A 26,472-nucleotide genomic window follows, 5' to 3' on the forward strand; every position below is an offset into this window, starting at 1 on the left:
CAAGACGCTGGTGATTAAATTAGTAAAAACCTTGTGTGAAAGGATGAAAGATGATGATCAAATTGGTCGATATGAGTAAGTTCTACCACACAGGATCGGTTACACTTGCCGCATTAAACAAGGTTAACCTGAAAATAAAAAATGGTGAAATGTTAGCAATAATAGGACCTTCCGGTTCCGGAAAATCCACTTTGATGAATATGATTGGTTGTCTTGATGTGCCGTCCGAGGGTCAGTATCTGCTGGATGAACGGGAAGTTAGCAGGTTAAAGGAAGATGAATTATCTGAAATCCGGAATAAAAAAATTGGTTTTATATTCCAAAGTTTTAACCTGCTGCCCAAGCTGACGGCCCTGGAAAATGTAGAACTGCCCTTGATTTATCGGGGCTTGTCTGCAGCAGAGCGCAGGCAAAGTGCGGTTGAGGCATTAAACATGGTAGGCCTTTCTGACAGGATGCATCATAAACCTTCCGAACTTTCGGGAGGACAGCAGCAAAGAGTGGCTATAGCACGGGCACTGGCCGGAAACCCGCCGATTATACTTGCCGATGAACCGACAGGGAACCTGGATTCTCGCTCAGGAGTTGAAGTTATGGAAATAATCAAGGATTTGAATAATAAAGGGAAAACCATTATCCTGATTACCCATGATATGGAGATTGCACGGCAGGCCCGGAGAATAATCAGAATTCAAGATGGCCGTATTGTTAGTGATGAGGAGGTTGCTTGATGGGTGTATGGCAAATTATTAAATTGGCCATAGCAGGGATAAGGGCCAACAAAATGCGGTCATTTCTAACTATGCTTGGAGTTATCATCGGTGTTGCTGCCGTAATTGTTTTGGTTTCCATAGGAGAGGGGGCCAGCAAGTCGGTAACGGACAGAATAGAGGGAATGGGTTCTAACTTAATAAGTGTTAGTATTCGGGGTAACCAATCATCTGCAGTTCTTACTTATGATGAGGTTCAAAAATGGAAGGAACGGGCCGGGGTTAAGGGACTTGCCCCAATAGTAAGCGGAAATGTGTCGCTTAAATATGGCAGTAATAAATATGATACCAGTTTAGAAGGAGTTAATGAAGAATATCAGGAAGTACGCAATCACAAAGTACAGGCGGGAAGATTTATCTTGCCTATGGATGTAAGTTTGCGTCAGAAGGTGGTATTGCTGGGAACCGAGGTTTCTACAGAGTTGTTTGGCAGCATGAACCCTGTTGGGGAAATGGTAAAGATAAATGGTACCAATTTTAAAGTTGTCGGATTATTGGAGGAGAAAGGTTCTGAATCCATGGGTTCCAATGATGATAAGGTGCTTATTCCCCTTACAACCGCAGAACGCTTATTGAATAGTAAAGGCATCCGTTCTGTGTATGTTCAGGCAGAATCCCCGGAGGTGGTTGACTCGGTGGTGACCCAGATAGACAATATTTTGTTTAGGAAAACTAATGATACTGATTCTTACCGTGTTTTTAACCAGGCTGAAATGCTGTCAACCGTTAATGAGGTGACCGGGACTTTTACGGCAATGCTTGGCGGTATTGCGGCAATTTCACTTCTGGTGGGCGGTATTGGTATAATGAATATTATGCTGGTATCTGTTACCGAACGGACCAGGGAAATCGGTATTCGCAAGGCTATTGGTGCAAAAAGGAAGGATATCCTGCGTCAGTTTCTTATTGAGGCTTTGGTGGTCAGCAGTTCCGGGGGTATTATCGGAATCATCCTGGGAATTGCCGGGTCAAGCATCTTAGGTTCTGTAATGTCTCTGGATACAGTGGTTTCGTTTAAGATTATGGTTTTGGCTTTCGGGTTTTCACTTTTTATAGGGATGGTTTTTGGGATGTATCCTGCCAACAAGGCGGCTAAACTTAATCCTATTGAGGCACTGCGCTTTGAGTAAGAAGTGCCAGGGGCAGCAGAGTATTAGAAGTGTTTGGAATTTAAGTTAAAATATGATAATATTAAAAGGGATTTAAGAAGGGCAAAGCTATTTGGAGAATTGTTTATGTTAAGAGAGTTTAGAATTGCCAAATATCAGTTAAAAATTGAAGCCGGACAGGCTGGGTTAAGCCTCCCTGAATATAAGGGCTCAACATTTCGCGGGGGATTTGGGTCTACTTTCAAAAAGGTTGTTTGTTCACAAAGAAATAAAGAATGCCAGGAGTGTTTGCTAAAAAGCTCCTGTCCTTATGCATATATTTTTGAAACGTTTCCTTCGCCGGGGGCCTTGGCGCTGCGTAATTATGAAAGCATTCCCCGCCCTTTTGTTATAGAGCCTCCGCCAGAAATAAAGACCGAGTATGAGCACGGAGAGGAATTATTTTTCAATCTAATTTTAATAGGAAAAGCTATAGCCTACTTTCCATATTTTGTAGTTGCCTTCCGGGAGCTTGGTTTTATAGGCATAGGCAGAGGAAGAAAAAAATACGAATTAAAAGAAATAACTGCAATAAATGAGCAAAACAAAAAAGAAGAGCAAATTTATTTAAGTTGCGACGAATTGATAAAAAATACAGATTTAGCAATTAGTGGGCTTGATTTCAGAGAAGCTCCGACTGAGAATAATATATTTACCATAGATTTTGAAACAATGACCAGACTTAAATATGAAAAAAGGTTTGTCCAGACTTTAGAATTTCATGTTTTAATGCGAAATTTGCTGAGAAGATTATCTTCATTATATTATTTTCATCATGATTGTGAATTATCTTTGGACTTTAACAGCATAATTAAAAAAGCAGAGGATGTTAAGATTGTTGCAGATGGTTCATACTGGGCAGACTGGGAAAGATACTCAAGCCGCCAGGGGAAAAGAATGAACCTTGGAGGTATAGTTGGCCGGGTTGAATATAGGGGTGAATGGCACGAATTTTGGTCATTGCTGAAATTGGGAGAACTGGTTCATGTTGGGAAGGCAGCCACGTTTGGCATGGGAAAATACAAAATAATGGATACAGATTACCTGCAACATAGCCAGAAAGTTAAAACGAAATAAAAGATTAAAATTGTTTAGATTGATTAAGCTCGCATTTTTCAAAGTGCGGGCTTTTTGATGTAATATAGGGTTTAACGTTAAACCAAAAAAAGTTGCAATAGAAGGAAATGGGAAGCTTGTAGAAGAATGTATAAATTAGCAATATATTCCTTGATGCTTTGGAGGTGAAATATATGGCATTAACTAATTCGAAAAATCGAACAGGGGTTGGAAGAAGTGCTTTTGCCAGAATGCAGTATATACATGCCATGATAAAAGCGGGTAAGTATCCAAATGTACCGAGGCTGGCGGAAGAACTTGAAGTTAGTACCAGGGCTATACAACGTGACGTGGAAAAGATGCGTGACCTTATGAGGGCACCTATAATTTACTCACATATTCATAAAGGGTATTACTATGCAGATGATAACTTCAACATTCCCAAAATCAGGATGACACAAGGGGAACTGATTGCAATATTTTTGGGGAAAAAAGTGCTGGCACAATTTAAGGGACATCCCTATGAGAAAGAAATTAGGTCTGCTTACACAAAAATACAGGTGCTTTTTCCGGAAAATGAGTTAATTGATTATGATGTAATTGAACAGACAGTTACCTTTGCTGTAGACGATATAAGGGGTGATGAACAGAAAGTGCTGGGATATTACCAAATCCTTCAGGAGGCTATTAAGGCTAATAGGACTGTATATGCTGATTATTTTAGCATAAATTCCAAATGCCGCAGTGACCGCCTCATTGACCCTTATCACCTGCGTTGCCAGAAAGGGACTTGGTACTGCATTGGTTTTTGTCACAATAGGAAAGAAATTCGGGTTTTTGCTTTAGACAGGTTTTATGATTTGAATTTAACAGACCAGAGTTTCAAAAAAGATAATAATTTCAATATTAAAAAATATTTTGCGCATAGTTTTAACTTAGAGCGGGGCAGCCAACCTAAAGAAGTAACCATAGCTTTTGATAGGAATGCGGCCCGGTTAGTCAGGGAACGGCGTTGGCATGAGAGCCAAAAGTTAGTTGAACAGCCGGATGGGTCTATAATCCTGCACTTGACTGTAAGCGGTCTAAATGAAGTTAAGCGCTGGGCTATGAGTTTTGGTTGTCACGCCGAAATATTAACCCCTGATGAATTGAGACTGGAAATGAGTGAAGAAATTGCCGATATGTTAAAAAAATATTGTTGAAAATATGTGCCGAAAATATGTTCGCGACCGTATTTGGCGGAGTGAGGGTTTATAATTTAAGTCAGATGATATATGTGATGAGAATCAGGTTTGGTATTTTTCGCCGGTTTCGCTTACCATATGAACAATTCGTTCAAGCTTGGTGATACGGTCTTTGAGAATATTAATCTGATATTTTATTTCTTCATAATTTTTTTGAAATGTTTCTGAATCAGATTGAGTATTTTCAAGTTCAGATAATCGCCCTTCTAATTCGCCAACTTTGAAAGTCAATTCAGCATATATTTTTTTAATCATATCCATCGTTATGTCCAAGCTTTTGTGATATTTCTTAATTATTGCTATGTCGCTTTTTAGTTCATTACCCATATGCTTAAGTTCTTGTAATTGGGTTTCGACCTGTGTAAATCGTTGGTCTATTTGTTCAAATCGCTTGTCTATTTGTTCAAACCGGTGGTCAATCTGTTTAAAGCGTTGTTCTATCTGTTCAAAGCGTTGATATATGTGTTTGAAATGTTTATCATGTTCCTCCAGCTTAATATAAATTTTAATAAAAAATGGCTCTAAATCTTCAAGCATTGCAGCCCTGAATTGTTTAAATTGGTTTTCTTCCACTAGACAGCACCTCCAAAGCCTATAGAACGTATGTTCTGTAAATATATTAACATAATTTGATAAAAATGGCAACAAAAAGCTGGCTTAATTAATTATATTATGTTGAAACAGGATGAGGGGAAAAAGATGAGAAGTAAGAATGTTTTGGTTCAGTGGTGTTATCGGTGCAACAAATGATGTAAGGCGGTGCGTTGGCAGTCCCCTTGTGAAGCGGGAAATTGAGTAAAATATTGATTGAAAACAAACTACTTTCAGTCTCCTTGTGTAGGGATAAGAAAATTTTTTTATTTGCCTAGTGTGATTAAGTAGTAATACATTTTCACTACATTAGTATTATGCAAATATTTCTAAGTCTATACGAATATCAAAGGAATATCTTTTAAGAGAACAATATTTTAAATTAAAAACTAACTATGGATAAAAGGGGGATATTCCTGGGTGAATGGACTGTTTGATAGATTAATCGCTTTGTTCTTTATGATGTTTGTAGTAATAATTTCGATAATTTTATTTAAGGGAATAAACTAATAGTTATAATCTTTTCAGAAATCTCTTGACTTGATATAGCATATTTTGCGGAGGTGAAAAAGTGGTTGCTAAAAAGGCTCGGCAGTTAATGGTTAAAAAAATGTTGGAACGTGGGTGGAAAAATAAATTAGCTAAAAAGGGGGAATATGAACAATCTTTATTAGAACATTCTCTAAATGTTCTAGATGTTATCATTATTTTAATTGACAAGAAATTAGTTAGTTTAACTGAGCGGCAGCAGCAGATATTACTCTTGGCGGCTGTTTGTCATGATATTGGGAAAGAGACTGATGAATGGCAAGATTATATTGAGAAGGGAGGAAAATGGGTATCCCATATACGACCTGATTTGGCTGAGAAAATGATTGGCGAAATTGCAAGTGAACTTTGCTGGAATACATCTAGTGAAGCATTGGCGGCAGTGAAACTTCACATGACTAATGAGCGTACTACAGGAGCAACGGTTATAGAGCTGTTTGCCAAACATCAGGATAATAACTGGAAAATTCTGTGTGATTTAATAGATGCTGTTGATAATTTTGTTTCTATTAGAGAATTATTAAATGCCAGAGTTTATTGGGAGAATTCAATTTTAAGGCGTTATGCCCAAATTGACCATCACAGTGTAAGAGTTCGGGGGCTCTCTACTACTTTATTACATAAAGCTGCTATGGAGGCTTATTTCCATAATGATTGGCATCCTGTTTTGTTTTTCCCGGAAGGCACATTATATATCACGGGGTTAAGTAGTGAAAAAAGAGTTGACAAGAGTGATATCGAAAGCATCTTAAGAGAGACATTAAAAGATTTATTTAAAAGTAAGAAAAAAAATTTCCCAAAGTTATTAGTTGGCGGTATTTTGCAGACTTTTTTTCCTAAACCGGAACTATTTGATTTACAGGATTTGCGTTCCTATTTTTGGGAAGCTACCAAAAGAGCAAAGGCCAAGGATAAAGTGGATGAAAAAAACGTTTATAAATACTACAACATGAAAAGGCTTTTGGATGAAACAGGGGATTTCAAAATTGCAAAGTTAGGTGATGTAAAAGACCTGAGCAAAGTTAAAGACAAGCTGCCGGAAGAATATAAAGGGTTGGTAAGAGATAAGAAAGAAGATTTTTCCCAGAACGAAATAAATTTATTAAGTAATAGAATGGGAAGAGCACAACCAGAAATTGCGGTGCAAAAATATTTTACAAAAGTTATAGATCCCCGTAACGGTCTCATCACTGAACAAGAAATAGACTGTTTTAGAGAAGCTTATGAAGAAGTTTTCGGGGAAAATACATTTGATATGTTAATGTCGACTTCGACTTTGATGCCAGCAAATGACGTTGTCTTGGGTATTGACCATTTTTGGAATCAACCTGGGCATAAATTTAGAGTCGAAGCAAGTAAAATAGAGATTTTACCCACTAAACAACGCCACAAATTATTAATCGATGCTTTGGTAAATATTACTGAAAAAGGCTTTCGGAAAGTAAAAAGCAAGCCATCTATTGACCATTTTATTTCAAAAATGGCTCATAATTTTATGCATGATATATATTACCCCAATTCTCAAGACTCTGATTTAAAAGAATTTGCTCGACAGCAGATTAATTCATATACCAATGCTAAGCGTAACCTTTGTGCAGAAAAGCCAACTGACCATATTTGCCCGGTATGCAATTCTCATTTTGAAAACGGAGTCAGTGCTATAGCTGATATTCTTGATAAACCCGGAAGTTTTAATAATCGTGCTTTCGCATATGACAGAATAGAAAACATTATGATTTGTCAGAGCTGCTATTATGAACGTTTATTACAACAGATTGTTCTTGGAGGCAGACCAAAAGAAACAGTTTGTGTTTTTCCACAGATGAATGTTTCGTATTACGGTGGACAAAAAATTGCAGAAAAGGTACTAAAATTTCAAACTAAAATGAAAGAAATTCAGGGTGGGGCTGCAGAAATTCCAAATTCAGTTATTACTTTTAGTAGGCATAATAAAATAGTCAGAAATGTAGCTAACATTGAACTGGATAAAATGAGCACAGAGGAATTTTGCGATTTATTTAAATATCAAATTACAGATGAAACTAAAAAAAAGAGTTCTAAGAAGTTGGTTGCTTTATTAACTAAAGAGTTTGATGAATGTATTGAGGAAGTTAACAAGTTGTATGGTAAAGAATATGCTTCATGGGAAGAATTTGCACAGGAAGTTCAAGAAGAACCAAGTAAATTTGATCTAATCATACATCAGATATGTGTCCAGGCATATAACAGTTATCCGCAGTTGGAGATTGTATTCCATACTCCAAATCTTATCATGATTCCTACTTACAATCCTTTAATTAGTGACAGTGGAGCGATAGGAGAAAAGGATGAGGCAGACAGCAAGAAGGCAATAAAACAAATTTTAATCAGCCTAATGTTTTTTAAGCACCTAGACATGTCTATAGCTATTTTGGAAGACAAAGAGAATTTGGAGTTAATTGCTAATTCAACTGCAGGAGCAGTCTATATTCCATCAAATTCTGTTGTCAGGAGTCTTTTTAGTAATACTGCTAACACTTCTGTTTCTGAAAAATCAGCGAGTTGGATTTCCAGGATAGATGCAGATAAATGGTTTAATGGTTTGGTTGCTGCAAATCAATTGGTATATAGGTTAGATTATCCGCCCAAAAATAATTTATATACTATATTAACTGCAGAACATGTGGGGAAGCTCTTGCGAAGGATAGAAATTAAACAAAAAAGTATTACAGATTATGATATTAATAATCTGGAAAAATTAAAGGAGGTGTTATCAAAATGTTGGTAAGAAAACCTATCATTGCTAACCTTCAGAATGAAGATTACAAAGAGGTATTAAAGGATGTCGAAGAAATTGGAAAGCTTTTTGCTGATTATTTAACCAGCTATACCAGTAAAAATCCAGGACGCAGTAAGCATTCGGATATGGGGCCGGTAGGGAAAATTTTACGTAAGGTGAAAACCTTTTTTGAAGGAGGTGCTGACTTAAAAGGTGAAGCAATCAGAATTCATCAGATGACGGCTAAGAATCCTTATTTGGCTACAGAGACTTTGCAGAAGCTGGAACTCGGTATTGATAAATTAGTTAACTTAGTAAACAATGTGCCACTCAATGCCCGAAACAGGGTCATTGAACGGGTGGGCTATACTGTATATTGGTATCATAACAAGGCCAGACAAGAGTATTTTAGCCGGATAAGGAGAGAATTTAGTGAATACCTATGTAAGAAGTATAAGAATGAAAAGGGACTTCAAGAGGCATGGGAGGACGAAAATGTCAGCTTTAGCAATGTTCCTTACCCGGCTAAAACGATACAAGGAACTAAACAGTCGCTCAACAAGAAGGCAGATGTACAAGAGTTTCTAAATAGAAATAAAGATGCTGAAGAGTTTGTAACCACAAGTGAAGAGGGGGAGTAAATAATGAGTTTACCTAAAGAATTGGAAGTTCTGCAAAATTTTTTTGTGAAGCAACCTAATCCCTTGCTGGGAGTTGAAACCATTCAGGTATTATTGTTTCGCGAAATCCTTGACTTTACAGTGTTAAGAACTGAAGACACGCGGGAGTTAAACACGGTTATTACTCCATTATCTACTGAGAACGATGAAAATGTCCAACGGGTTGCCTTCCTTGGAAGTAAGCAAAAAGCTGTTGAATCTCGGCAAATGGAACGTCTCTTGAGAACTGCAGCTAATGAAGCAGATTATCCTATTGAAGAATGTTATCTTAAGGATTATCTGTGCTTAGAGTGCCCGAGATGTGCCTTATATGGGGGCACCAATGCATCAGCTTCCAAAACCACTAATGCTAATATTAAGCATAGAGTGGCTTATTCCACGGCGTTTTCTTTGGCTGCTTTTGAACAGATTCAGCAGACTACCACATTTAACGGTATCAGTGATTTGACAGTTCAAACCGGGCAGACATTGAATGAAAGAATTTCCGTAAAACCAGCTACAATTTTTCCTAGTATAGTTACTTTGCATAGTGTTACTTGGAAGGAATTAATTTTGATGATGAAGATAATTTTAAGCAGCCATAAGTATGGAGCAGAAAGCCGCATCGGCGGAGATGTGCGAAATACTGTTGTCGGTATTACAGGAGGCTGGGAAGAATTTATTACGCCTTTGGAATTCACAATGGAATTGAATTCAGAAAAAGAAAAGAGTCTTTCCGCTGAAAACGTAACTAAGATACTTAATAAGTATAAACTATTATTAGCTAATCAAAAAAAATCTGTAATACTATCACCGGAACAAGTGGACGATATGCTTAAATTTATCAGTGGATTTGAAATTGACAAGAAGTTCCTGACGAAGGCTTATGAGGATGTCCGTGCTTATAGAGATGTTCAAGAGAATTCGAAAGCTAAAAAGAAGTAGGTGGTGATGATGTCTGTTGAACTCAACAAGAAAAGGATTAGGTTATTTGCCATAACATTAGAACCAATGGATCTTTTGTGGTTTGCTTCCTATGATGCCAGCGGTCTAGCTAATACTGAAACTGTTATACATAATTATGCTCTTACTTATGCACTTAGCCGTTTTGAACGTGGTATTGTTTATCGTGATTATCCAACCTACGAGGAAGATTTGTTACAAATGCAGTGGTATTGTGTTCCTGCTAAGGCTGAGAAATATGAAAAAATGAGTTTTTCTTGGAATGCAATTAATTCTTGTACACATCAAACACTGGATGCCAACTTCAATAAAAGAAATACCCCGATGTTGGGCAGGAAAAATACCATAGTTCCCATTCCATATAGTAAATTTACTTTTTATGCTTTTAATTTCAATAATGAACAGCCTGTCAGAGTGATAAGGCTTGGCAAAAAAAGGACCCCATGCCGACTAATCTGGGAAGAGATAGCCAACCCTGTTGCAATAAAAAGAGAACAATGCAGGCCGAGTCACTGTATTAATCCTTTGGATGTTCAAGGGAATATGCTGCAGTATCAAATTGTTTCCATTCCTCCTTCTCTGGTGTTAAAAACTGTAATTATCCAGGATGATTGGGAGATTAGGAGTAATAATCATTTTGTTCATGTTCCTCAGTGTGTTTGTATTAGGGGTGGGTTCATTGATAATTAAGGAATATAAGATAGAACAAGTTAAATGTCCGGACTATGAAAGGCATTGGCCTGACAGGCATCCTTATCAGCATCAGGCTGCAATTTTTGCTAATTGGCAGAGTCATAGAAGCTTTTTGGTTACTACAAAAACAGGAAGCGGAAAAACCGTTGCTGCAGCTTTTCCTATTATAGTTAATCAAGAATCTGCGGTTTTTCTTTATCCTACTAATGCTCTTGTAGAAGACCAAGAAAAAAGCATTGCCAACATGTTATCCGAAATGAATTACCCGTATTATTCATATAAGGCAGATACGAAGTTTGACAGGATTCAGTATCAACAGGCAAGGGTCATTTTATTAAAAATTGATGCAGTCAGCCTGGAAGATTTTCGCAGACAATTGCATAAATCGTCTAAAGGGAGGACCTTGAAGGACCTTTTTTCCCAACATAAACCCTTAATACTTCTTACTAATCCCGATACATTATTTTACATTGTTGCTTTTTTCTATGCACATAGTGAAGAGCTATTGGGTTATCTGCAGAAATTTAATAATATTGTTCTGGATGAGTTTCATATGTATGCGGGGATTGAATTAGCGCATGTTTTGTTTATGTTAGAGTACTTTAAGTTCTTGGGAATATTTCGCCGCACAATTTTATTAAGTGCTACACCTGACAAAGAGGTAAAACAATTGCTTGATTTGATTATTGACCCTGTGGAAATAACAAGTGATACCAAGACTGATTTTCCTGTTACTGATAATAGAACAAGTATTCATGAGATTAAATTTTCTTACGACTTGGAAACGGGGAATGTAGTTGAACAGGCTATTAATATTGTTAAGAAGATATTACCTGAACTGTATAATGGGTTTCCAACAACAAACGAAGTTCCGCTGGTTGTTATTTTCAACTCGGTAATAGATGCCATTTATTTTGAAGACTTGCTGATTGGAGAATTAAATATTCAAATAAATCAAATTGGGTCTTACCGGGGAATGGTAGGCAAAGAGGTGCGAACAGTAACAGAGAAATTGATTGTTGTTGGAACTCGAGCCATAGAGGTTGGAATTAATTTTGATTGTAAGTATTTAATATTTGAGGCTAGTGACAAGGCCAGTTTTTTACAGCGAATTGGACGGATTGGGCGTCGACGATTAGGAAGCGCATTTTTGGTTTATGGGCGTGAACATGGACAGGAAGTCGAAGTATTTTCAGAACTACCACAATCGGTCGAACGGAACAACTTTGAAAAGGCAATTGGGCAATTATATGAGGGGAGAGATTCTTTAGCTTGGTTTGTAACAACTGAAGGTGGAATAATAACTATTGGTGCCCTTGTGCATCGTTTAGCATTAAGCGTGGCGGGGGAACGCCACGCTACTAATGAACAGCGGGCGGTTATTCAACAAAAATCAGGTGAAATATTGCAAGTATATTGTGAAAAGATTGGTGCTACAGCATTTCTGCCTAAGATAAACAGGTATTTTAAGAGGATAGAGAACTTAAAGTGGCTGCAAGTTTATCTTAACACCATGAGTTTTAGGGCTGGAAGCATGAATGTAAAGGTATATGACATTAGAGAAAAGAGTATCGATCGTGAACTAGGGGCATCTTATGAAGCTGATTTACAAAAAGTTTTATCAAGAGGCAGAATTAAAAGCTTTAGTTTTGATAAGAAGAATGGTTATAAGATAGTTATAAATGGTTATGGAATCTTTAGAAAAGTATCGGTTTTAGTTAATGTAAAAGATCATGAAAGGTGTTTATTCATGACAACAAAAGAAGTCCCTCAAATCTCGTTTTTAAGGGGGAATTTAGGAATACCTGAATTATCAGAATATTTCCAATGCCAGGAACAAATTCTTGTTGTTGTTCCCGCATCTATTGAGCCATATTTAGATTGGCGAATAAATTGCTATCAGTGCAACGTTGGTTACATAGGATTTGGTAGCAATGTATTCTTGCTAAGGGAATTATGCCGAAAAGTTTTCAACTTTTGATTTAAATAATTGAGAAGGTGATTCCATGCATATCCATATTACGGACTTCGGATGCTCACTGGGTAAAAAAAGTGAGCGCTTGGTAGTCAAAGAAAAAGGTAAGGTAAAGGAAGAATATCCGTTTTTCAATGTGGAAACGGTAACGGTTGATTCAAGAGGGGTATCCCTCTCATCAGACGTTATCCGGGAATGCATGGAACATGGTATCCAGATTAATTTTTTGTCAGGGTCGGGCAAACCTTATGCTAAGCTATCATCCCCTAATTTGACTGGAACAGTTATTACAAGAAGAGAGCAAATTTTGGCGTACATTGATAAGCGTGGTGTTATTCTGGGCAAAACCTTAGTGGAAGGCAAGCTGAAAAACCAGGCCAATCTACTAAAATATTTTAGCAAATACCGGAAAAGCACCGGGAAAGAGATTTATCAAGAGATTGTTTCCGGTATTGAAAAGATATGTAATATACAGACAGAGCTTAAGACTGTCGGTGGAAATTGTATTGATGAAGTGAGAGGGGCTTTGCTATCTATCGAGGGTAGGGGAGCCAACACTTATTGGAATATCTTGAGATTGATTTTGGAAGGCCGGATTGATTTTCCCGGGCGGGAACACCGGGGTACCATTGATCCATTTAATTCTCTGCTAAATTACGGGTATGGCATCTTGTATCAACAGGTATGGGGAGCTGTGCTGCTGGCCGGTTTGGAACCTTTTGCAGGTTTTCTGCATGTAGACAGACCTGGGAAGCCTTCTCTGATCCTGGATTTGGTAGAGGAATTCCGTCAGCCTGTTGTTGACCGTACAGTGGTAGCTATGGTTAATAAAGGGACAGAAGTTAAAATGGATGATAATGGCTTGGAACAGAAAACCCGAAAAGAACTGGCAACTAAAATTATAGAACGGCTGGAAACACCGGTATTATTTGAGGGGAAAAAGACTAAATTAAAGCACATCATCCAGAAACAGTCACGGCGGTTAGCCATGTTTTTGCGTGGACAGGCTAAGTACCGGTGTTTTGTCAGCAGTTGGTAAGAGCCGTTCTAAGTAAAGCTGGTTTTCAAATAAAGCGGGGTTGTACGTAAAGCGGGTGGTAAAATGAAGACAATTGTAGTTTATGATATTGAAAATGACCGGATACGTAAAAGAATATTTAATGCATGTAAAGACTATGGACTGGAACACATTCAATGCAGTGCCTTTCTCGGGGATTTGAATCATAACCGGCGTGGTGAGTTGAAACAGCGTTTGAAGCGCACATTGGGAAATAAGAAGGGTAAAATTTTTATTTGTCCTATTTGTGATAAGGACCTAAGGTTGCTGGAAGAAATAGTTGTATATGAGCCGAAGGGTGATACTGGTGAAACTACGGGTTAGTGATATCAAACAATATATATATTGTCCCCGGGTCATTTATTACCAGTATGTTTTGCCTGTTGACCGCAAGATAACTCGAAAGATGGAATATGGGCGGCAGGAGCATCTTGAACTGGACAGGCTTGAAAAGCGACGCAAGTTGAGAAGGTATCGTTTGACCGAAGGAAAACGATGCTTCCATACTCATCTTTATTCATCCCGACTTGATTTGGAAGGTAAGTTGGATATGCATATTATAACAGATAAAGGTTTGTTTCCAGTGGAGTTTAAACATACTGGGCGCAAGATTTCTCTTAATCATAAATATCAGGTTGCGGCTTATGCAATGCTTCTTGAGGATAATTACAATACCACTGTGCGATTTGGTTTTGTCTATTTGAACCTGCGCAATGAAATAATTCCTGTGGAAATAACTCCTGGAATGAGGCAATATGTCAGACAGATTTTGACCAAGATTAACTGGATAGTTAAGGAAGAAGTGTTGCCTGAAGCACCCAGAAGGAAAAATTGTTGTACTGATTGTGAATTTCGCAAATTTTGCGGCGATGTGGGGTGAGAACAGTGTATTTTTTGACTGAGGAGGAAAAAAAGCGGTTATTAAAAGGTTTTCTACCCAAATCAAGGGAAATTGGTGTTGCTGACGAGCTGCGGGGATGGAATTGGGCTCAACCACCACTAGAACCTATGTATGACTGTTCATTAGCGCTTTATGAAGTAGCCGGGGGTTATTGTCCTACGGGACGGGATGTGTTTATGCGCAGGGTTGAACATATTAAAACCGTTCCTAATCAGGCAATGATTCAGGGATCAATTTTGCATGAATTAATGGTAAATATTATAGTTGAAGCTAAAAAACTGATATATATTAAGGGAGTAGTAAATTATAAAGAAATTTGTCAGAATTTGCTGCAAATCCCCCCAGTAATTGAGAAGAAGTGGGAGAAAACACTATCACCTGACGAACTTAATGAAATACGAACAAAGGCAGAAATACTAAAGGATTTTGAAACATCTCGAATTATTGCCCGTATTCAGGAAATATTGATTAAGCAGCCATATATTGGCGAGGATTCTCTGGTATCACTTGCTATTCCGGTAGTTGTTGAGCAAAAATTGGATGGTACTTTTTTGGGCTTAAGCTCTCACCTGAGTGCAGATGCGTTTACATTTTCTGAGCCCATGATGTTGGATTTAAAATTTGGGGAAAAACGCGATTTTCATAGATTGACAACCACTGGCTATGCCATGGTTATGGAGGCAATTTATGAATTCCCGGTGAACATAGGGTGTATTGTTTATGCTGAATTCAAAAACGAGCGTTTGATAATATCAAAAGATATTCACATTATTGATGATGAACTCCGCCAATGGTTTATTGAAACCCGTGATGAAAAAATGCGTATGGTTTACGAGGAAATAGATCCGGGGGTGGCGAATAAATGTTACGAAAGTTGCCCATATTACGAAAACTGTCACGAATAGGGATTATTGAACAAGAAGGTCAATTACATATTATTATTCTGGCTTCCCCTGCTTTTTCCGGTGTGAGGCAATTAAAAGAAATGGGTTGTGTTTTTGATGGCGGGTATGTATTTTTACCGCCTGAAGGAGCAATGGTAGGTGTTTATAATGAATATGTTTTCCTATCATGGTTGCTTAATCGGAATAGGTTAAGAAGAAAAAAACGAAAAGATAAAATAGATATGGAGGTGAATTGGAAATAATGAGGTTTTCGCAAATAACCGGTATTTTTTTGCAGAAAATAGATTTGCGGGAAAATAGATGGTTTTGTAGCCTGAGGGAATTGAGGAGACTCTTACAGCCACTAACGTTCAGGAGATTAATTTGCGGTCGGTTACATTGCCAGACCCGATAACAAGGGGACTGAAAGTAAACTAGCTTTTGCTGATAAAGAAACCGGTTGCCCAGTTACATTGCCAGACCCGATAACAAGGGGACTGAAAGACGGTTGTTTTTTTGCCACCAACCTTTATAGGGATAGGTTACATTGCCAGACCCGATAACAAGGGGACTGAAAGATTCGGTAGACTTTTCTGCTCCCAGGTCGTCCAGAACAAGTTACATTGCCAGACCCGATAACAAGGGGACTGAAAGGAGTGATATCGCACTCCAGAGTTTGTCTTTCCTTTCGTTACATTGCCAGACCCGATAACAAGGGGACTGAAAGTAGGACTAGGACAGTTACAGCATGATTGGGAGCCTCCAGTTACATTGCCAGACCCGATAACAAGGGGACTGAAAGAACAACATTCCTTTATCAACAAATCCTCCCATAAGATGTTACATTGCCAGACCCGATAACAAGGGGACTGAAAGTTTTAAAGGTGTTTTCGACTATCAGGAGCCCGTCACTGGTTACATTGCCAGACCCGATAACAAGGGGACTGAAAGAGAATAGCGGTAGGCGGTGCAGGTGCGTTTGACCAAAAGTTACATTGCCAGACCCGATAACAAGGGGACTGAAAGCATATTCGATAGCGCCATTTGGATTCTCCCGGCCCGGTTACATTGCCAGACCCGATAACAAGGGGACTGAAAGGTTCAATAACTTTGGTAGCAAATCCAACTTCGCCGACGTTACATTGCCAGACCCGATAACAAGGGGACTGAAAGTCTAATGTCATGCTAGTTCCTCCTTAGATTTTTTTTATGTTACATTGCCAGACCCGATAACAAGGGGACTGAAAGGTTATTAATATCTTCTTGTATTTTCTTGATAATTTCTTCGTTACATTGCCAGACCCGATAACAAGGGGACTGAAAGTCCAAAGATATCTTGGCAGAGGACATCACAAAGACTCGTTACATTGCCAGACCCGATAACAAGGGGACTGAAAGAATAAGCTAACTGTCTTTGTGTAAAACCTTTTTTCTCGGTTACATTGCCAGACCCGATAACAAGGGGACTGAAAGAAACAAAGTTGATGCTGTAATGATACTACAGCCAACGTTACATTGCCAGACCCGATAACAAGGGGACTGAAAGAACACTGATGCAGGAAACAAGGCCATACTGAAGATGGTTACATTGCCAGACCCGATAACAAGGGGACTGAAAGGTGTTTGGTAAAGATGTGTCTGCAGATGTTTCAATGGTTACATTGCCAGACCCGATAACAAGGGGACTGAAAGCATAATAAAATTTATCTTCTGGGTTTTTAAGGGTCAGGTTACATTGCCAGACCCGATAACAAGGGGACTGAAAGAAATCACGCAATGCACGAATACGGTACAATGTCCTGCGTTACATTGCCAGACCCGATAACAAGGGGACTGAAAGTTTTTAGCTTGTTCGTCTGTGGATACTCTGACATATGTTACATTGCCAGACCCGATAACAAGGGGACTGAAAGGTGGGCAGAGGAGCGACTAATCCCAAGTCTTTTTGCTAGTTACATTGCCAGACCCGATAACAAGGGGACTGAAAGATCTCCCTATTTTCCTGACGATTGCCAATACAAACAGTTACATTGCCAGACCCGATAACAAGGGGACTGAAAGAATTAAGATGTAGAGGGGGGTATTATTGATGACCCTGTTACATTGCCAGACCCGATAACAAGGGGACTGAAAGCCTGTACAATCTTACGGACAGCAGCCTCAGCAACAGTTACATTGCCAGACCCGATAACAAGGGGACTGAAAGCATAAAACTGTAGCAACCCTCTGATCCTGCCGTCGCGTTACATTGCCAGACCCGATAACAAGGGGACTGAAAGAAGAACTGGACATCATAACCGGTGTCGCTTACCCCAAGTTACATTGCCAGACCCGATAACAAGGGGACTGAAAGGGAGCAGATGTTAGTATGAACCTCCCCCATCCGCTTAGGTTACATTGCCAGACCCGATAACAAGGGGACTGAAAGAAAGACAAAAGATGAAATCAAAAGAAATTTTTGTAAGTTACATTGCCAGACCCGATAACAAGGGGACTGAAAGCAAGTGCTGATAAGTGCTCCTCAGGACCCCCTTAGTTTGTTACATTGCCAGACCCGATAACAAGGGGACTGAAAGGTGCTTAGTAAAGGGGCAAAGCAAATGTCCGCTGCAAGTTACATTGCCAGACCCGATAACAAGGGGACTGAAAGATTTAAAACACCCCTTTCTACCTCGTTGAACACAGGGGTTACATTGCCAGACCCGATAACAAGGGGACTGAAAGCGTCCAGCTCCGCAGCTATAACGGCATCCATTTCCGCCGTTACATTGCCAGACCCGATAACAAGGGGACTGAAAGAAAGTCACATAGGCATGATTGAAGCTGGGAAGTCTCAGTTACATTGCCAGACCCGATAACAAGGGGACTGAAAGTGGAGATAAGTGCCAGTGTAGTTCACAGGTAGAAGGCGTTACATTGCCAGACCCGATAACAAGGGGACTGAAAGATACCAGACCCCAGAAGCCAGCCTTGTACTATCTCATCAGTTACATTGCCAGACCCGATAACAAGGGGACTGAAAGGAAGAAAGGTCTCCACAAAAAGAAACACAGCAAAAGTTACATTGCCAGACCCGATAACAAGGGGACTGAAAGAAGAAAATATAATTAAAGCAAAAGAAAGATATAAAAAGTTACATTGCCAGACCCGATAACAAGGGGACTGAAAGTCACCATCGGTACGTTCCCCCCCGGTTCCCATTCTGCGTTACATTGCCAGACCCGATAACAAGGGGACTGAAAGGTAAATTTCTTGTCTGGAACATGTTGTGCTAGATGGGCGTTACATTGCCAGACCCGATAACAAGGGGACTGAAAGTTGATGATCTTAAGTTATATTTGGCTGAGGATTCTCAGTTACATTGCCAGACCCGATAACAAGGGGACTGAAAGAAGATAGCCTTGTGCCGGGAGCATCACAGCGAAGTGCAGTTACATTGCCAGACCCGATAACAAGGGGACTGAAAGATTGATTTATCAGGCGGAGCCCAAGCCGGTGACTTTGTTACATTGCCAGACCCGATAACAAGGGGACTGAAAGGGCTTTACAGAATAGCAACCTCGATTTAATGCTGAAGGGTTACATTGCCAGACCCGATAACAAGGGGACTGAAAGGAGAAATGCCCGGTTTGCAATAAGCGAATGAATATCTGCGTTACATTGCCAGACCCGATAACAAGGGGACTGAAAGCTGATGATGGACAGATGGGCTGGTGGGGCAGCACATTGGCGTTACATTGCCAGACCCGATAACAAGGGGACTGAAAGGATTTGTGAGTCTCCGGAAGTGGCAGAAATCATGACTAGTTACATTGCCAGACCCGATAACAAGGGGACTGAAAGAATAAATAAGCAAGCTTTGAGTGTCTGTTTTTTCTATGGTTACATTGCCAGACCCGATAACAAGGGGACTGAAAGTCCTAAAGCTGTTGTTTTGAGATTGTTTTCAGACTTGCGTTACATTGCCAGACCCGATAACAAGGGGACTGAAAGTAAAATAGAGCTGACACCAGAGAATGTCCATGATGCTGTTACATTGCCAGACCCGATAACAAGGGGACTGAAAGCCCGTAAAAACTAAATCACTAGCTTCTAACGTCCAGTTACATTGCCAGACCCGATAACAAGGGGACTGAAAGCCAAAATAGCCATGGCCGCATTTAACTTGGTTATGGCGGTTACATTGCCAGACCCGATAACAAGGGGATTGAAAGTAAAAATAATATCCTTGACTTAATTGTGTCGGCCTAGTTACATTGCCAGACCCGATAACAAGGGGACTGAAAGTAAGACCAAGGGCTGCCACAATAGCTGATGCAATACTAGTTACATTGCCAGACCCGATAACAAGGGGACTGAAAGCCATCACAGCAAAGGCAGCCAGGGAGGTAAGAAGTCGTTACATTGCCAGACCCGATAACAAGGGGACTGAAAGGCAAGATAAGCGTAAGGATTATAGTACTATGTGTCAATTATCAAATTAAATCAGCCAAGATTCTCAAATTAAATTTTCATCCCCTTGGATTAAACCGGATAAAATTATCAAATTAATCCAGCAACCAGTGTTAGAATTATCATATTGCAGCATATTGGGGGCCAGCCCCCAAACCCCCGGGATTTATCGCATTAATTCTCCCAAGGATAGGCATAAGAAAAGCCGGGCGAAAAGACGCTCCGGCTATCCATGGCAGAACCCCAACGGGCGCTCAGGTTGCTTCCCAGCATTGCCCTATCCTCCCGGTGAGTAAGAGCCCCACTTAAATATTAAGCTCAGACTGGGCCTGGTAAACGACTTCCTCATCAATCTGCCGCTGCTTCTGGCCATAGGCATAGAGCAGACAGTTTGTAACAAGGCTGTTAACCAATCTTGGCAGCCCGTTAGTAGAGGCGTAAATAGCCTCAAAAGCAGAATCAGTAATAATGTCTTCAACCAGTCCAGCAAGTCGTAAACGGCTTAGGCAATAGTCCTTCAGTTCATCATCCTTAAGCCCTTGCATAATGTACTTCACTACCAACCTTTGTCTTAAAGGGTTGTTGATATTCATAGTGAGTTTAGAACGTATTAACGGCTGGCCAGCCAGGATGAGGATAAAAGGATTTTGGGAATCCATTTTAAAGTTAAAAATCAGTCTTAAATCCTCCAGCACCTTGTTTGAAGCCAGATGGATTTCATCCAGTACAATAACCGGAGTAATCCGGCGGTCATAGTACATAGAACTAATAGCCTGTTGAATCTGGTGAAAGACGGTGACCTTCTTGTGTTTGGGTTCCTCCCCTAATTCCAGGGCCAGCCCATGATAGAACTCCAGCACCGTTACCGTGGACAGGGAAAAGTAACAATGCTTGTAGAGAGATGGATTTAACTCACTGACAAATTTCCGGAGGGCGGTTGACTTACCAGAGCCGGGTTCACCGGCTACCAAGCCGAAACCGCGGGTATCCTGCAAATATTTAAGTCGTGACTCTAACTCCAACAGATCCTGACTGACAAACAGTTTATCGGTAGACATCTCTTTGGTAAAAGGATTAAACTTCAAGCCAAAATATTGGGTAAACATCAGGCATCACCTGCTGCTTCCGGTGGCTTAACTAACGGTTCTTCTTCCCTAAAACGAGCAAAAGAAATGCTTGGTGCCGGAACCTTTGCAGCAGCGACCGAATCCGTTGTCAGGTTAGGGTTGACCCGTTCCAGTGCAGTGCCAGGAGGTCTCCCCGGCCCTTTCCTCTTAACGTGAGAATTATCATAAAAATTTACTTGCCAGGCTTCGGCCACCTTCCGGCCATCCCGGTATAACAATAGCGGGTGAGCCGAGTTAGACAGCCATTCCGGTTCATACCTTACCTCCACTCGGGAATTAGCCAGGCGTTGGTCTGTTTCATAGAGTATAGTTTCTACGGATAAAGTGGCATCATGGTTAACCTTACGGGTAATCCGCAGTAAAAAATATTCCTCCAACAGTTCGGGGTTGGAGAAAAGGGTTATCTGGTGCGCCTGGGACATAAAGAAGTCGAGAGGACTCATATTCAAAGAGCTATGTAACTTACGCTGGTAATCCTCCTCAAGCCATTGCCAAAAACGTAGATTTAACTCATCCAGACTTTTAATCTGAGTGGGATCAATCCGGGTTAAGAAGCGCTGGCGTACGGTATGGAAGAATCTTTCAACCTTGCCCTTAGCAGTAGGGGTAAAAGGCTCAGTGTGGATCAAAGAACACCTCAAACCTGCGCATACCACAGCCATCTGTCCGCTGCGGTACACCTTCCCGTTATCGGTATAGATCATCTTGGGTACACCGCGCCTTAATACAGCTTCTTTTAAGGCTACCCTCAGAGCTGAAAAATTCTGGCTAAAGAAGAATTGACCATGAGTTATCAGCCGTGAAGCATCATCGATAAAAGCTAATAGATAAGTCTGTTTTTTCGATTTGCCAACCCTAATGTATGGCCCAAACATAATATCAGTTTGCTATAGTTCATTCGCCCATTGCCGTGAAAAGCGTTTTAACTCCTTTTCCGTATTGTTTTGCAGATCCTTTCCGGCTGCAAGCTCCGGGTTAGCTGCCAGAAAGCGATAAAAAGTGGCCTGGGATAACTTATCCGGAAGTATAACACCCTCCCGGACTAATTCCTCATAAAGCAAAATACTGGTGATGCGCGGTTTTTGGGCTCGTTTTTCCCTGATTTTACCGGCGATTTCCTGGCTGACCCTGCGACTCTTGCCACGGTCGGCCCGGTAACCGGGTTTTAGTGCTTCAAGGCCGCCACGTCGGTAATCGTTAAGCCAGCTCATTAAGGTTTTCGGGGAATAATTCTTGGGACCGTAATGAGGCATATCAATGGCTTTAACACAAACACTCTCAAAATATTCTTTTTGATTTGGTATCTGGCCGTTTAATACCGGGCTAATTAAAGAGAATCTTTTTAAAGCAATATTCTCTCGATCCTTGTTAGAGAGCACGACAAATACACCTCCGCCTATACAGGTAATTAACAGGGCTGTTCAACCGGTTAAACAATTCCCATTACCTGCATAATACCACCGGTGAGAGGGGAAGCCTATGCAAAAATTGTGTGGTTAGAGCTTTCGACAAGGTCTGACTTATAAAAAAGCTCCTTGCAGGCTAAACTAATTTGCAAGGAGCCATAAAAGAGTTATTGCATTGCGCGAAAAACCTTGTCGAGAAGGCCTGGATTGTATTAAATCCGGTAGTGATAATGCTTAACACTTCTTGGGCTCCCTTTGTTATGTCCTTTTCATCCGGCAACATGATGCCAGGAATCAAACTTCGTAAAACTATCTGAATTCGCTTAAGATTTGCCTTAAATCGGCGGCGGTAAAATTGAAGATGTTGCCTTTGCCAGTAAAGACGCTGCATCAAAGCTAACAGAAGAGGCAGCAGCTTGAAAAAATGGCATAAGAGGGCTAAGAAGATCATTTCCAGGGTGTACTGGTAATGTGGTAGGCAAAAAGATGGTAAGTATGACATGGTGTGGCCGCAGTATTCGCAATAAAACCGGCAAATTAAAATACGGTCTGCAAACCGGATGTTTATGACATTACGTGAATAGAACCCATGCCGTTTCGGTGGCACTGGTTTCAGGCAAGCAGGATGCAGACACTGTTTAGGTTCTGGGAAAGGAGCAAATCCCCGGCCCGCTTCATGGTATTCCTCAGGAGTGCATTCAACATGAAAAATGAGCTGCAAGTTAATCACCTCACAACTCATTGTGCCCAATTTTTTAACCAAGATAATCTAATAATTAATTTCAGACTACATTGGCATTGAAATTACTTGCAAATTAATTAATCTGAAAATAATAAGCAGTTTTAGGTCCCTTTAATTTGCGAGCCTACACCTATGGGCGTAAGTTACATTGCCAGACCCGATAACAAGGGGACTGAAAGTTGCATGGCTATGTGTATCGATGTGGTTTATGAAAAAGTTACATTGCCAGACCCGATAACAAGGGGACTGAAAGGCAACATAAAATAATCATTCCAGCTCCCACAAATTTAGTTACATTGCCAGACCCGATAACAAGGGGACTGAAAGGCAAAACCGGGGTCAGATAGTTTGAACCATCAACACCAGTTACATTGCCAGACCCGATAACAAGGGGACTGAAAGTTGACCACAAGATAGCTCCTCATGCCTGGTTAGTCGAGGTTACATTGCCAGACCCGATAACAAGGGGACTGAAAGTCTGTATGTGCCAGACGAATATTGGTATAGCTTGCTGGTTACATTGCCAGACCCGATAACAAGGGGACTGAAAGGTGAATGCCTATGCTGATAAGATTAGGTTTTGGATAGGGTTACATTGCCAGACCCGATAACAAGGGGACTGAAAGATGTGATGGATATATCTAGATTGAAAAGGGAAGGCCGTGTTACATTGCCAGACCCGATAACAAGGGGACTGAAAGCAGGCATAATAAGTTTCATCCCTGCCTGAATAATCTTGACACCGTCTAAGAAGGGGACATGACTTTTTACTTAACCATTGTTATAATATGAATTAATTACAATATTTTCTTAATTTCACTTTAGGCGGTGGTTAGGCAAATGACTAAATTGAACCAAAACGGAGAAGTGAATGCCATGAACACACAGGTACCCAAGGAACTTTGGACTGGAGACGATTACCATCTGTTTTGCTCGCAAGCAGATATGCGGGAGATACTGGAGGGAATTCTGGAGCAAATGAGCCAACTTGTTGAGTGTGATGTAGCCATTGTCTGGCTCTTAACAGGCTATGACTTCCGTTTAGCTGCCAGCCTGGGTATTTCTGACTTAAAACAACAGAGCACATACCGAATGCCAATGGATTTGGACCCTCTTTTGACTGAAATGTTTGCAAATGAAAAGCCAGCCATATGGAATAAAGAAAAGTTAGCAAATAAAAAGCCTGACCAATATAATTATTCTCCATTTAATGATGTATGGAGAGTTATGTCTTACATTAAGGAAGTACATTCGGGTATTACTGCCCCTTTGGTGTATCGTGGCCAGCCTCTAGGGATGCTGGTTTTGTTGAATAAGAAACGGGATTACACTAAGAGGGATGCGCAGTCGGTAATGGCTTTTGCCAACCAGGTAGCTGTGACTATGGAAAATGCCCGTCTCTATAGTTTTGCCCGGCGTCATGCGGCTCAATTGGAAGTGAAAAGCCAAGTCGGGCAGAAAATTACAGCTATCCTTGATTTAGATCAGTTATTATCAGAAGTTGTCAGACTGATACAGGATAAATTTGGCTACTATCACGTAATCCTTTTTTTGTCTGATAAAAACACAAATGAAGTTGTCCTCAGGGAATGTATCGGAGAACATGCTGAACGATTGAAATCGCAAGGTTTACGTATTAAGGTTGGTGAACATGGGATTGTTGGAAATGTGGCGCTGACGGGGCAACCATTTCTATGTAATGACGTTAGCAAGGAACCTATCTACCTTCGTCATGAGTTAATGCCGGAGACACAGTCTGAATTGGCTGTTCCCCTTCAGTTTGGCAATGTGGTGGTAGGTGTGCTGGATGTTCAGAGTAAGCAGCCCAATACTTTTCTGGAAGATGATATCACCACATTTCAAATCCTTGGCGGACAGATAGCTGTGGCCCTTGAAAACGCCCGCCTGTTTAAGGAAACCAGACACCAGCTTGAGGTGATGCGTGTTCTCTACAATATCTCGGTAGATATTTCTTCTCAGTTAAAGCTGCAGCATGTTTTTAATACTATTGTCACGCAGGCTGCCAGTTCCCTAAACGCTCAGGGGAGTACCCTGGCTGTTAGTGATCCGGAGACAAATCTTACGCGTATTGTCGCCTTACATAATGTCCCTTCAGAGTATGGTCAACGAGTAGTGGGACCGGGAACTCCCGTAAACAATTACGTGCTGGCAACAGGAAAACCTGTTATTATTAATGACACCGATTACTGGAGGCGCAATAACCTGAACATAGATAGTTGGTCGGATAATTTTATGTACCAACCACGTGATGCCATTCTCTCCGTTCCGCTTATTTGGGAAGGACAAGCTATAGGCGCATTGACAGTTATGAACATTGGTGAGGGACGATATTTTACCGATGATGATGCACGATTCTTGAGCTTGCTCGCCAATCTGGCCAGTGCTGCTCTAAATAATGCTCATTTATATGACCGGCTGGAGCAGATGGTTAAGGAACGGACCAGTGAATTGGCGGAAGCTAGAGAGGAGTTAGCCAAAAAGGCAGACCAATTACAGCAGCTTTTAGCGGCAACTGTTTATACGCAGGAGGAGGAACGCACCCGTATTGCCCGGGATTTGCACGATGAACACAACCAATTGATTACCGGGACTCTTTTTGGGATTCAGGCTGCTAGGGAGTCTATTCAAGACGAGAACATCGAAGAAGCCATGGAAGAAATTAATAATGTCGAAAAACTTCTGTTGAAAATCGAAGCTGAAAACAAACGTATTATTACCGGTTTACGTCCAATAGTCCTGGAATCTCATGGATTGGAAGCTGCATTGTATTGGCTAATAGATACCTGCCAGAAATACTGTGAAGCTGTTTGCAGGATCCAGGTATCCGGTCAGCCATTCCGCCTGACTCCCCATGTTGAAACCACCGTATTTCGCATAGTGCAGGAGTCACTTAATAATGTTGTGGCTCATGCTAGTGCCGGAAGCGTCAATATCTTGCTTGATTTTAAATCTGACCGGCTGTGTATTCAAATTACTGATGATGGTCAAGGGTTTGATACCGGTAGTTTGTTGACGAAAAAACAGATGGGTTTGATTGGGATGCAGGAGCGGGCCCAGAGTATTGGTGGGCAGTTGAAGATATTGTCCGAGCCGGGACAAGGAACCCGGGTGATGCTTGACCTTCCGGTGCCAATGAAAAATGTTTCACCAGAGACTAAATTGGATAGCCATCTTGGGGGACTTAAAACATCGACCGCTATAGAAGATATTTCGGAGATTGCCCGGGCCATTGAGGAGTTGGATAATGAGAAGGCTCTTCTGCTTGTAAAGAAGGCCATGAAAAATGGCATAGACCCTAATGTTTTGCATAATGGTGTGTTGGTTGGGTTAAAAGCTATTGAGACACGATTTGAAAACATACTATTTCCCAAAGTGAGCTAATAATAGTAAGCTAATGATTGAAGCATATAAAGGGACCGACTCATAAGTAAATGAGTCGCTCCCTTTTTTTTGTCAAAAAATCAACTTTAACCAGA

19 protein-coding genes and 2 CRISPR repeat arrays are annotated in these 26,472 nt (G+C 40.6%); of the genes, 15 read left to right on the plus strand and 4 right to left on the minus strand.

From position 1 onward, the window contains the following. Positions 1 to 53: 53 nt before the first annotated feature. From ABFY19_RS04050 to ABFY19_RS04065, 4 genes are all read left to right on the plus strand, one after another. Complete coding sequence (locus ABFY19_RS04050) at positions 54 to 731, plus strand: ABC transporter ATP-binding protein (RefSeq protein ID WP_418792530.1); 678 nt, start codon at positions 54 to 56, stop codon at positions 729 to 731. Next, positions 731 to 1,900: an ABC transporter permease gene (locus ABFY19_RS04055; RefSeq protein WP_418791963.1), complete on the plus strand. Its 1,170-nt coding sequence runs from the start codon at positions 731 to 733 to the stop codon at positions 1,898 to 1,900. The genes ABFY19_RS04050 and ABFY19_RS04055 overlap by 1 nt, the downstream gene beginning before the upstream one ends. A gap of 327 nt (positions 1,901 to 2,227) precedes the next feature. Further along, entirely contained in the window at positions 2,228 to 2,995 is a 768-nt protein-coding gene (cas6, locus tag ABFY19_RS04060; RefSeq protein WP_418791964.1) for a CRISPR system precrRNA processing endoribonuclease RAMP protein Cas6, read from the plus strand. 173 nt (positions 2,996 to 3,168) lie between these two features. After that, positions 3,169 to 4,176 (plus strand): helix-turn-helix transcriptional regulator, encoded by a 1,008-nt coding sequence (locus ABFY19_RS04065; protein ID WP_418791965.1) that lies wholly within the window; start codon positions 3,169 to 3,171, stop codon positions 4,174 to 4,176. Between the two features lie 84 nt (positions 4,177 to 4,260). Here ABFY19_RS04065 and ABFY19_RS04070 read toward each other — a convergent pair whose 3' ends face one another. Next, positions 4,261 to 4,791 (minus strand): hypothetical protein, encoded by a 531-nt coding sequence (locus tag ABFY19_RS04070; RefSeq protein WP_418791966.1) that lies wholly within the window; start codon positions 4,789 to 4,791, stop codon positions 4,261 to 4,263. 589 nt (positions 4,792 to 5,380) lie between these two features. Between ABFY19_RS04070 and ABFY19_RS04075 the strand changes: the two genes are divergently transcribed. The 10 genes from ABFY19_RS04075 (at position 5,381) to ABFY19_RS04120 (ending at position 15,511) form a co-directional block, all read left to right on the plus strand. Next, positions 5,381 to 8,125, plus strand: coding sequence for an HD domain-containing protein (locus tag ABFY19_RS04075; RefSeq protein ID WP_418791967.1), 2,745 nt, complete (start codon positions 5,381 to 5,383; stop codon positions 8,123 to 8,125). Then, entirely contained in the window at positions 8,116 to 8,757 is a 642-nt protein-coding gene (locus ABFY19_RS04080; RefSeq protein WP_418791968.1) for a hypothetical protein, read from the plus strand. Before ABFY19_RS04075 ends, ABFY19_RS04080 begins: the two co-directional genes overlap by 10 nt. 3 nt (positions 8,758 to 8,760) lie before the next feature. Beyond that, complete coding sequence (gene cas7d, locus ABFY19_RS04085) at positions 8,761 to 9,720, plus strand: type I-D CRISPR-associated protein Cas7/Csc2 (RefSeq protein WP_418791969.1); 960 nt, start codon at positions 8,761 to 8,763, stop codon at positions 9,718 to 9,720. A 6-nt stretch (positions 9,721 to 9,726) separates the two neighbouring features. Beyond that, a complete protein-coding gene (gene cas5d, locus ABFY19_RS04090) occupies positions 9,727 to 10,428 on the plus strand; it encodes a type I-D CRISPR-associated protein Cas5/Csc1 (protein WP_418791970.1) in 702 nt (233 codons plus the stop codon). Then, a complete protein-coding gene (gene cas3, locus ABFY19_RS04095) occupies positions 10,418 to 12,412 on the plus strand; it encodes a type I-D CRISPR-associated helicase Cas3' (protein ID WP_418791971.1) in 1,995 nt (664 codons plus the stop codon). The genes cas5d and cas3 overlap by 11 nt, the downstream gene beginning before the upstream one ends. A gap of 25 nt (positions 12,413 to 12,437) precedes the next feature. Beyond that, positions 12,438 to 13,445 carry a CRISPR-associated endonuclease Cas1 gene (gene cas1, locus ABFY19_RS04100; RefSeq protein ID WP_418791972.1) on the plus strand — a complete coding sequence of 336 codons (1,008 nt, stop codon included), beginning with the start codon at positions 12,438 to 12,440 and terminating at the stop codon, positions 13,443 to 13,445. A 63-nt stretch (positions 13,446 to 13,508) separates the two neighbouring features. Further along, complete coding sequence (cas2, locus tag ABFY19_RS04105) at positions 13,509 to 13,787, plus strand: CRISPR-associated endonuclease Cas2 (protein ID WP_418791973.1); 279 nt, start codon at positions 13,509 to 13,511, stop codon at positions 13,785 to 13,787. After that, a complete protein-coding gene (gene cas4 / locus ABFY19_RS04110; protein ID WP_418791974.1) occupies positions 13,771 to 14,343 on the plus strand; it encodes a CRISPR-associated protein Cas4 in 573 nt (190 codons plus the stop codon). Before cas2 ends, cas4 begins: the two co-directional genes overlap by 17 nt. A 5-nt stretch (positions 14,344 to 14,348) precedes the next feature. Further along, entirely contained in the window at positions 14,349 to 15,269 is a 921-nt protein-coding gene (gene cas4a / locus ABFY19_RS04115; RefSeq protein ID WP_418791975.1) for a type I-A CRISPR-associated protein Cas4/Csa1, read from the plus strand. Beyond that, positions 15,227 to 15,511: a hypothetical protein gene (locus tag ABFY19_RS04120; protein ID WP_418791976.1), complete on the plus strand. Its 285-nt coding sequence runs from the start codon at positions 15,227 to 15,229 to the stop codon at positions 15,509 to 15,511. The genes cas4a and ABFY19_RS04120 overlap by 43 nt, the downstream gene beginning before the upstream one ends. Positions 15,512 to 15,641: 130 nt before the next feature. Further along, positions 15,642 to 19,683: direct repeats of the CRISPR family, unit length 37 nt; unit sequence GTTACATTGCCAGACCCGATAACAAGGGGACTGAAAG. A 322-nt stretch (positions 19,684 to 20,005) separates the two neighbouring features. On the opposite strand, the gene ABFY19_RS04125 is transcribed toward ABFY19_RS04120, so the two are convergent. The 3 genes from ABFY19_RS04125 to ABFY19_RS04135 are packed head-to-tail and all read right to left on the minus strand — an operon-like array spanning position 20,006 to position 22,206. After that, positions 20,006 to 20,806, minus strand: a complete 801-nt coding sequence (locus ABFY19_RS04125) for an ExeA family protein (RefSeq protein WP_418791977.1) — start codon at positions 20,804 to 20,806, stop codon at positions 20,006 to 20,008. After that, the gene (locus tag ABFY19_RS04130) at positions 20,806 to 21,702 is read right to left on the minus strand and encodes an integrase core domain-containing protein (protein ID WP_418791978.1); all 897 of its coding nucleotides are present in this window, start codon (positions 21,700 to 21,702) and stop codon (positions 20,806 to 20,808) included. The genes ABFY19_RS04125 and ABFY19_RS04130 overlap by 1 nt, the downstream gene beginning before the upstream one ends. Positions 21,703 to 21,714: 12 nt before the next feature. Beyond that, on the minus strand, positions 21,715 to 22,206 hold the full coding sequence (locus tag ABFY19_RS04135; RefSeq protein WP_418791979.1) for a helix-turn-helix domain-containing protein: 492 nt from the start codon (positions 22,204 to 22,206) through the stop codon (positions 21,715 to 21,717). A 911-nt stretch (positions 22,207 to 23,117) separates the two neighbouring features. Then, positions 23,118 to 23,676: a CRISPR direct-repeat array (repeat unit 37 nt; unit sequence GTTACATTGCCAGACCCGATAACAAGGGGACTGAAAG). A gap of 139 nt (positions 23,677 to 23,815) precedes the next feature. On the opposite strand from ABFY19_RS04135, the gene ABFY19_RS04140 reads away from it, so the two are divergent. Continuing rightward, the gene (locus ABFY19_RS04140; RefSeq protein ID WP_418791980.1) at positions 23,816 to 26,377 is read left to right on the plus strand and encodes a GAF domain-containing protein; all 2,562 of its coding nucleotides are present in this window, start codon (positions 23,816 to 23,818) and stop codon (positions 26,375 to 26,377) included. Positions 26,378 to 26,472: the final 95 nt, after the last annotated feature.

The sequence above is a fragment of the Phosphitispora sp. TUW77 genome (genome assembly GCF_048453025.1).
Lineage (GTDB): Bacteria > Bacillota > Thermincolia > Thermincolales > UBA2595 > Phosphitispora.

Excerpts from the sequence above, each read along its gene's own strand:
- ABFY19_RS04140 (WP_418791980.1), top strand. The coding sequence starts at position 23,816 with ATGACTAAATTGAACCAAAACGGAGAAGTGAATGCCATGAACACACAG.
- cas1 (WP_418791972.1), top strand. The coding sequence starts at position 12,438 with ATGCATATCCATATTACGGACTTCGGATGCTCACTGGGTAAAAAAAGT.
- cas7d (WP_418791969.1), top strand. The coding sequence starts at position 8,761 with ATGAGTTTACCTAAAGAATTGGAAGTTCTGCAAAATTTTTTTGTGAAG.
- ABFY19_RS04080 (WP_418791968.1), top strand. The coding sequence starts at position 8,116 with ATGTTGGTAAGAAAACCTATCATTGCTAACCTTCAGAATGAAGATTAC.
- ABFY19_RS04050 (WP_418792530.1), top strand. The coding sequence starts at position 54 with ATGATCAAATTGGTCGATATGAGTAAGTTCTACCACACAGGATCGGTT.
- ABFY19_RS04120 (WP_418791976.1), top strand. The coding sequence starts at position 15,227 with ATGTTACGAAAGTTGCCCATATTACGAAAACTGTCACGAATAGGGATT.
- ABFY19_RS04055 (WP_418791963.1), top strand. The coding sequence starts at position 731 with ATGGGTGTATGGCAAATTATTAAATTGGCCATAGCAGGGATAAGGGCC.
- ABFY19_RS04130 (WP_418791978.1), bottom strand. The coding sequence starts at position 21,702 with ATGTTTGGGCCATACATTAGGGTTGGCAAATCGAAAAAACAGACTTAT.
- cas5d (WP_418791970.1), top strand. The coding sequence starts at position 9,727 with ATGATGTCTGTTGAACTCAACAAGAAAAGGATTAGGTTATTTGCCATA.
- ABFY19_RS04065 (WP_418791965.1), top strand. The coding sequence starts at position 3,169 with ATGGCATTAACTAATTCGAAAAATCGAACAGGGGTTGGAAGAAGTGCT.
- cas2 (WP_418791973.1), top strand. The coding sequence starts at position 13,509 with ATGAAGACAATTGTAGTTTATGATATTGAAAATGACCGGATACGTAAA.
- ABFY19_RS04125 (WP_418791977.1), bottom strand. The coding sequence starts at position 20,806 with ATGTTTACCCAATATTTTGGCTTGAAGTTTAATCCTTTTACCAAAGAG.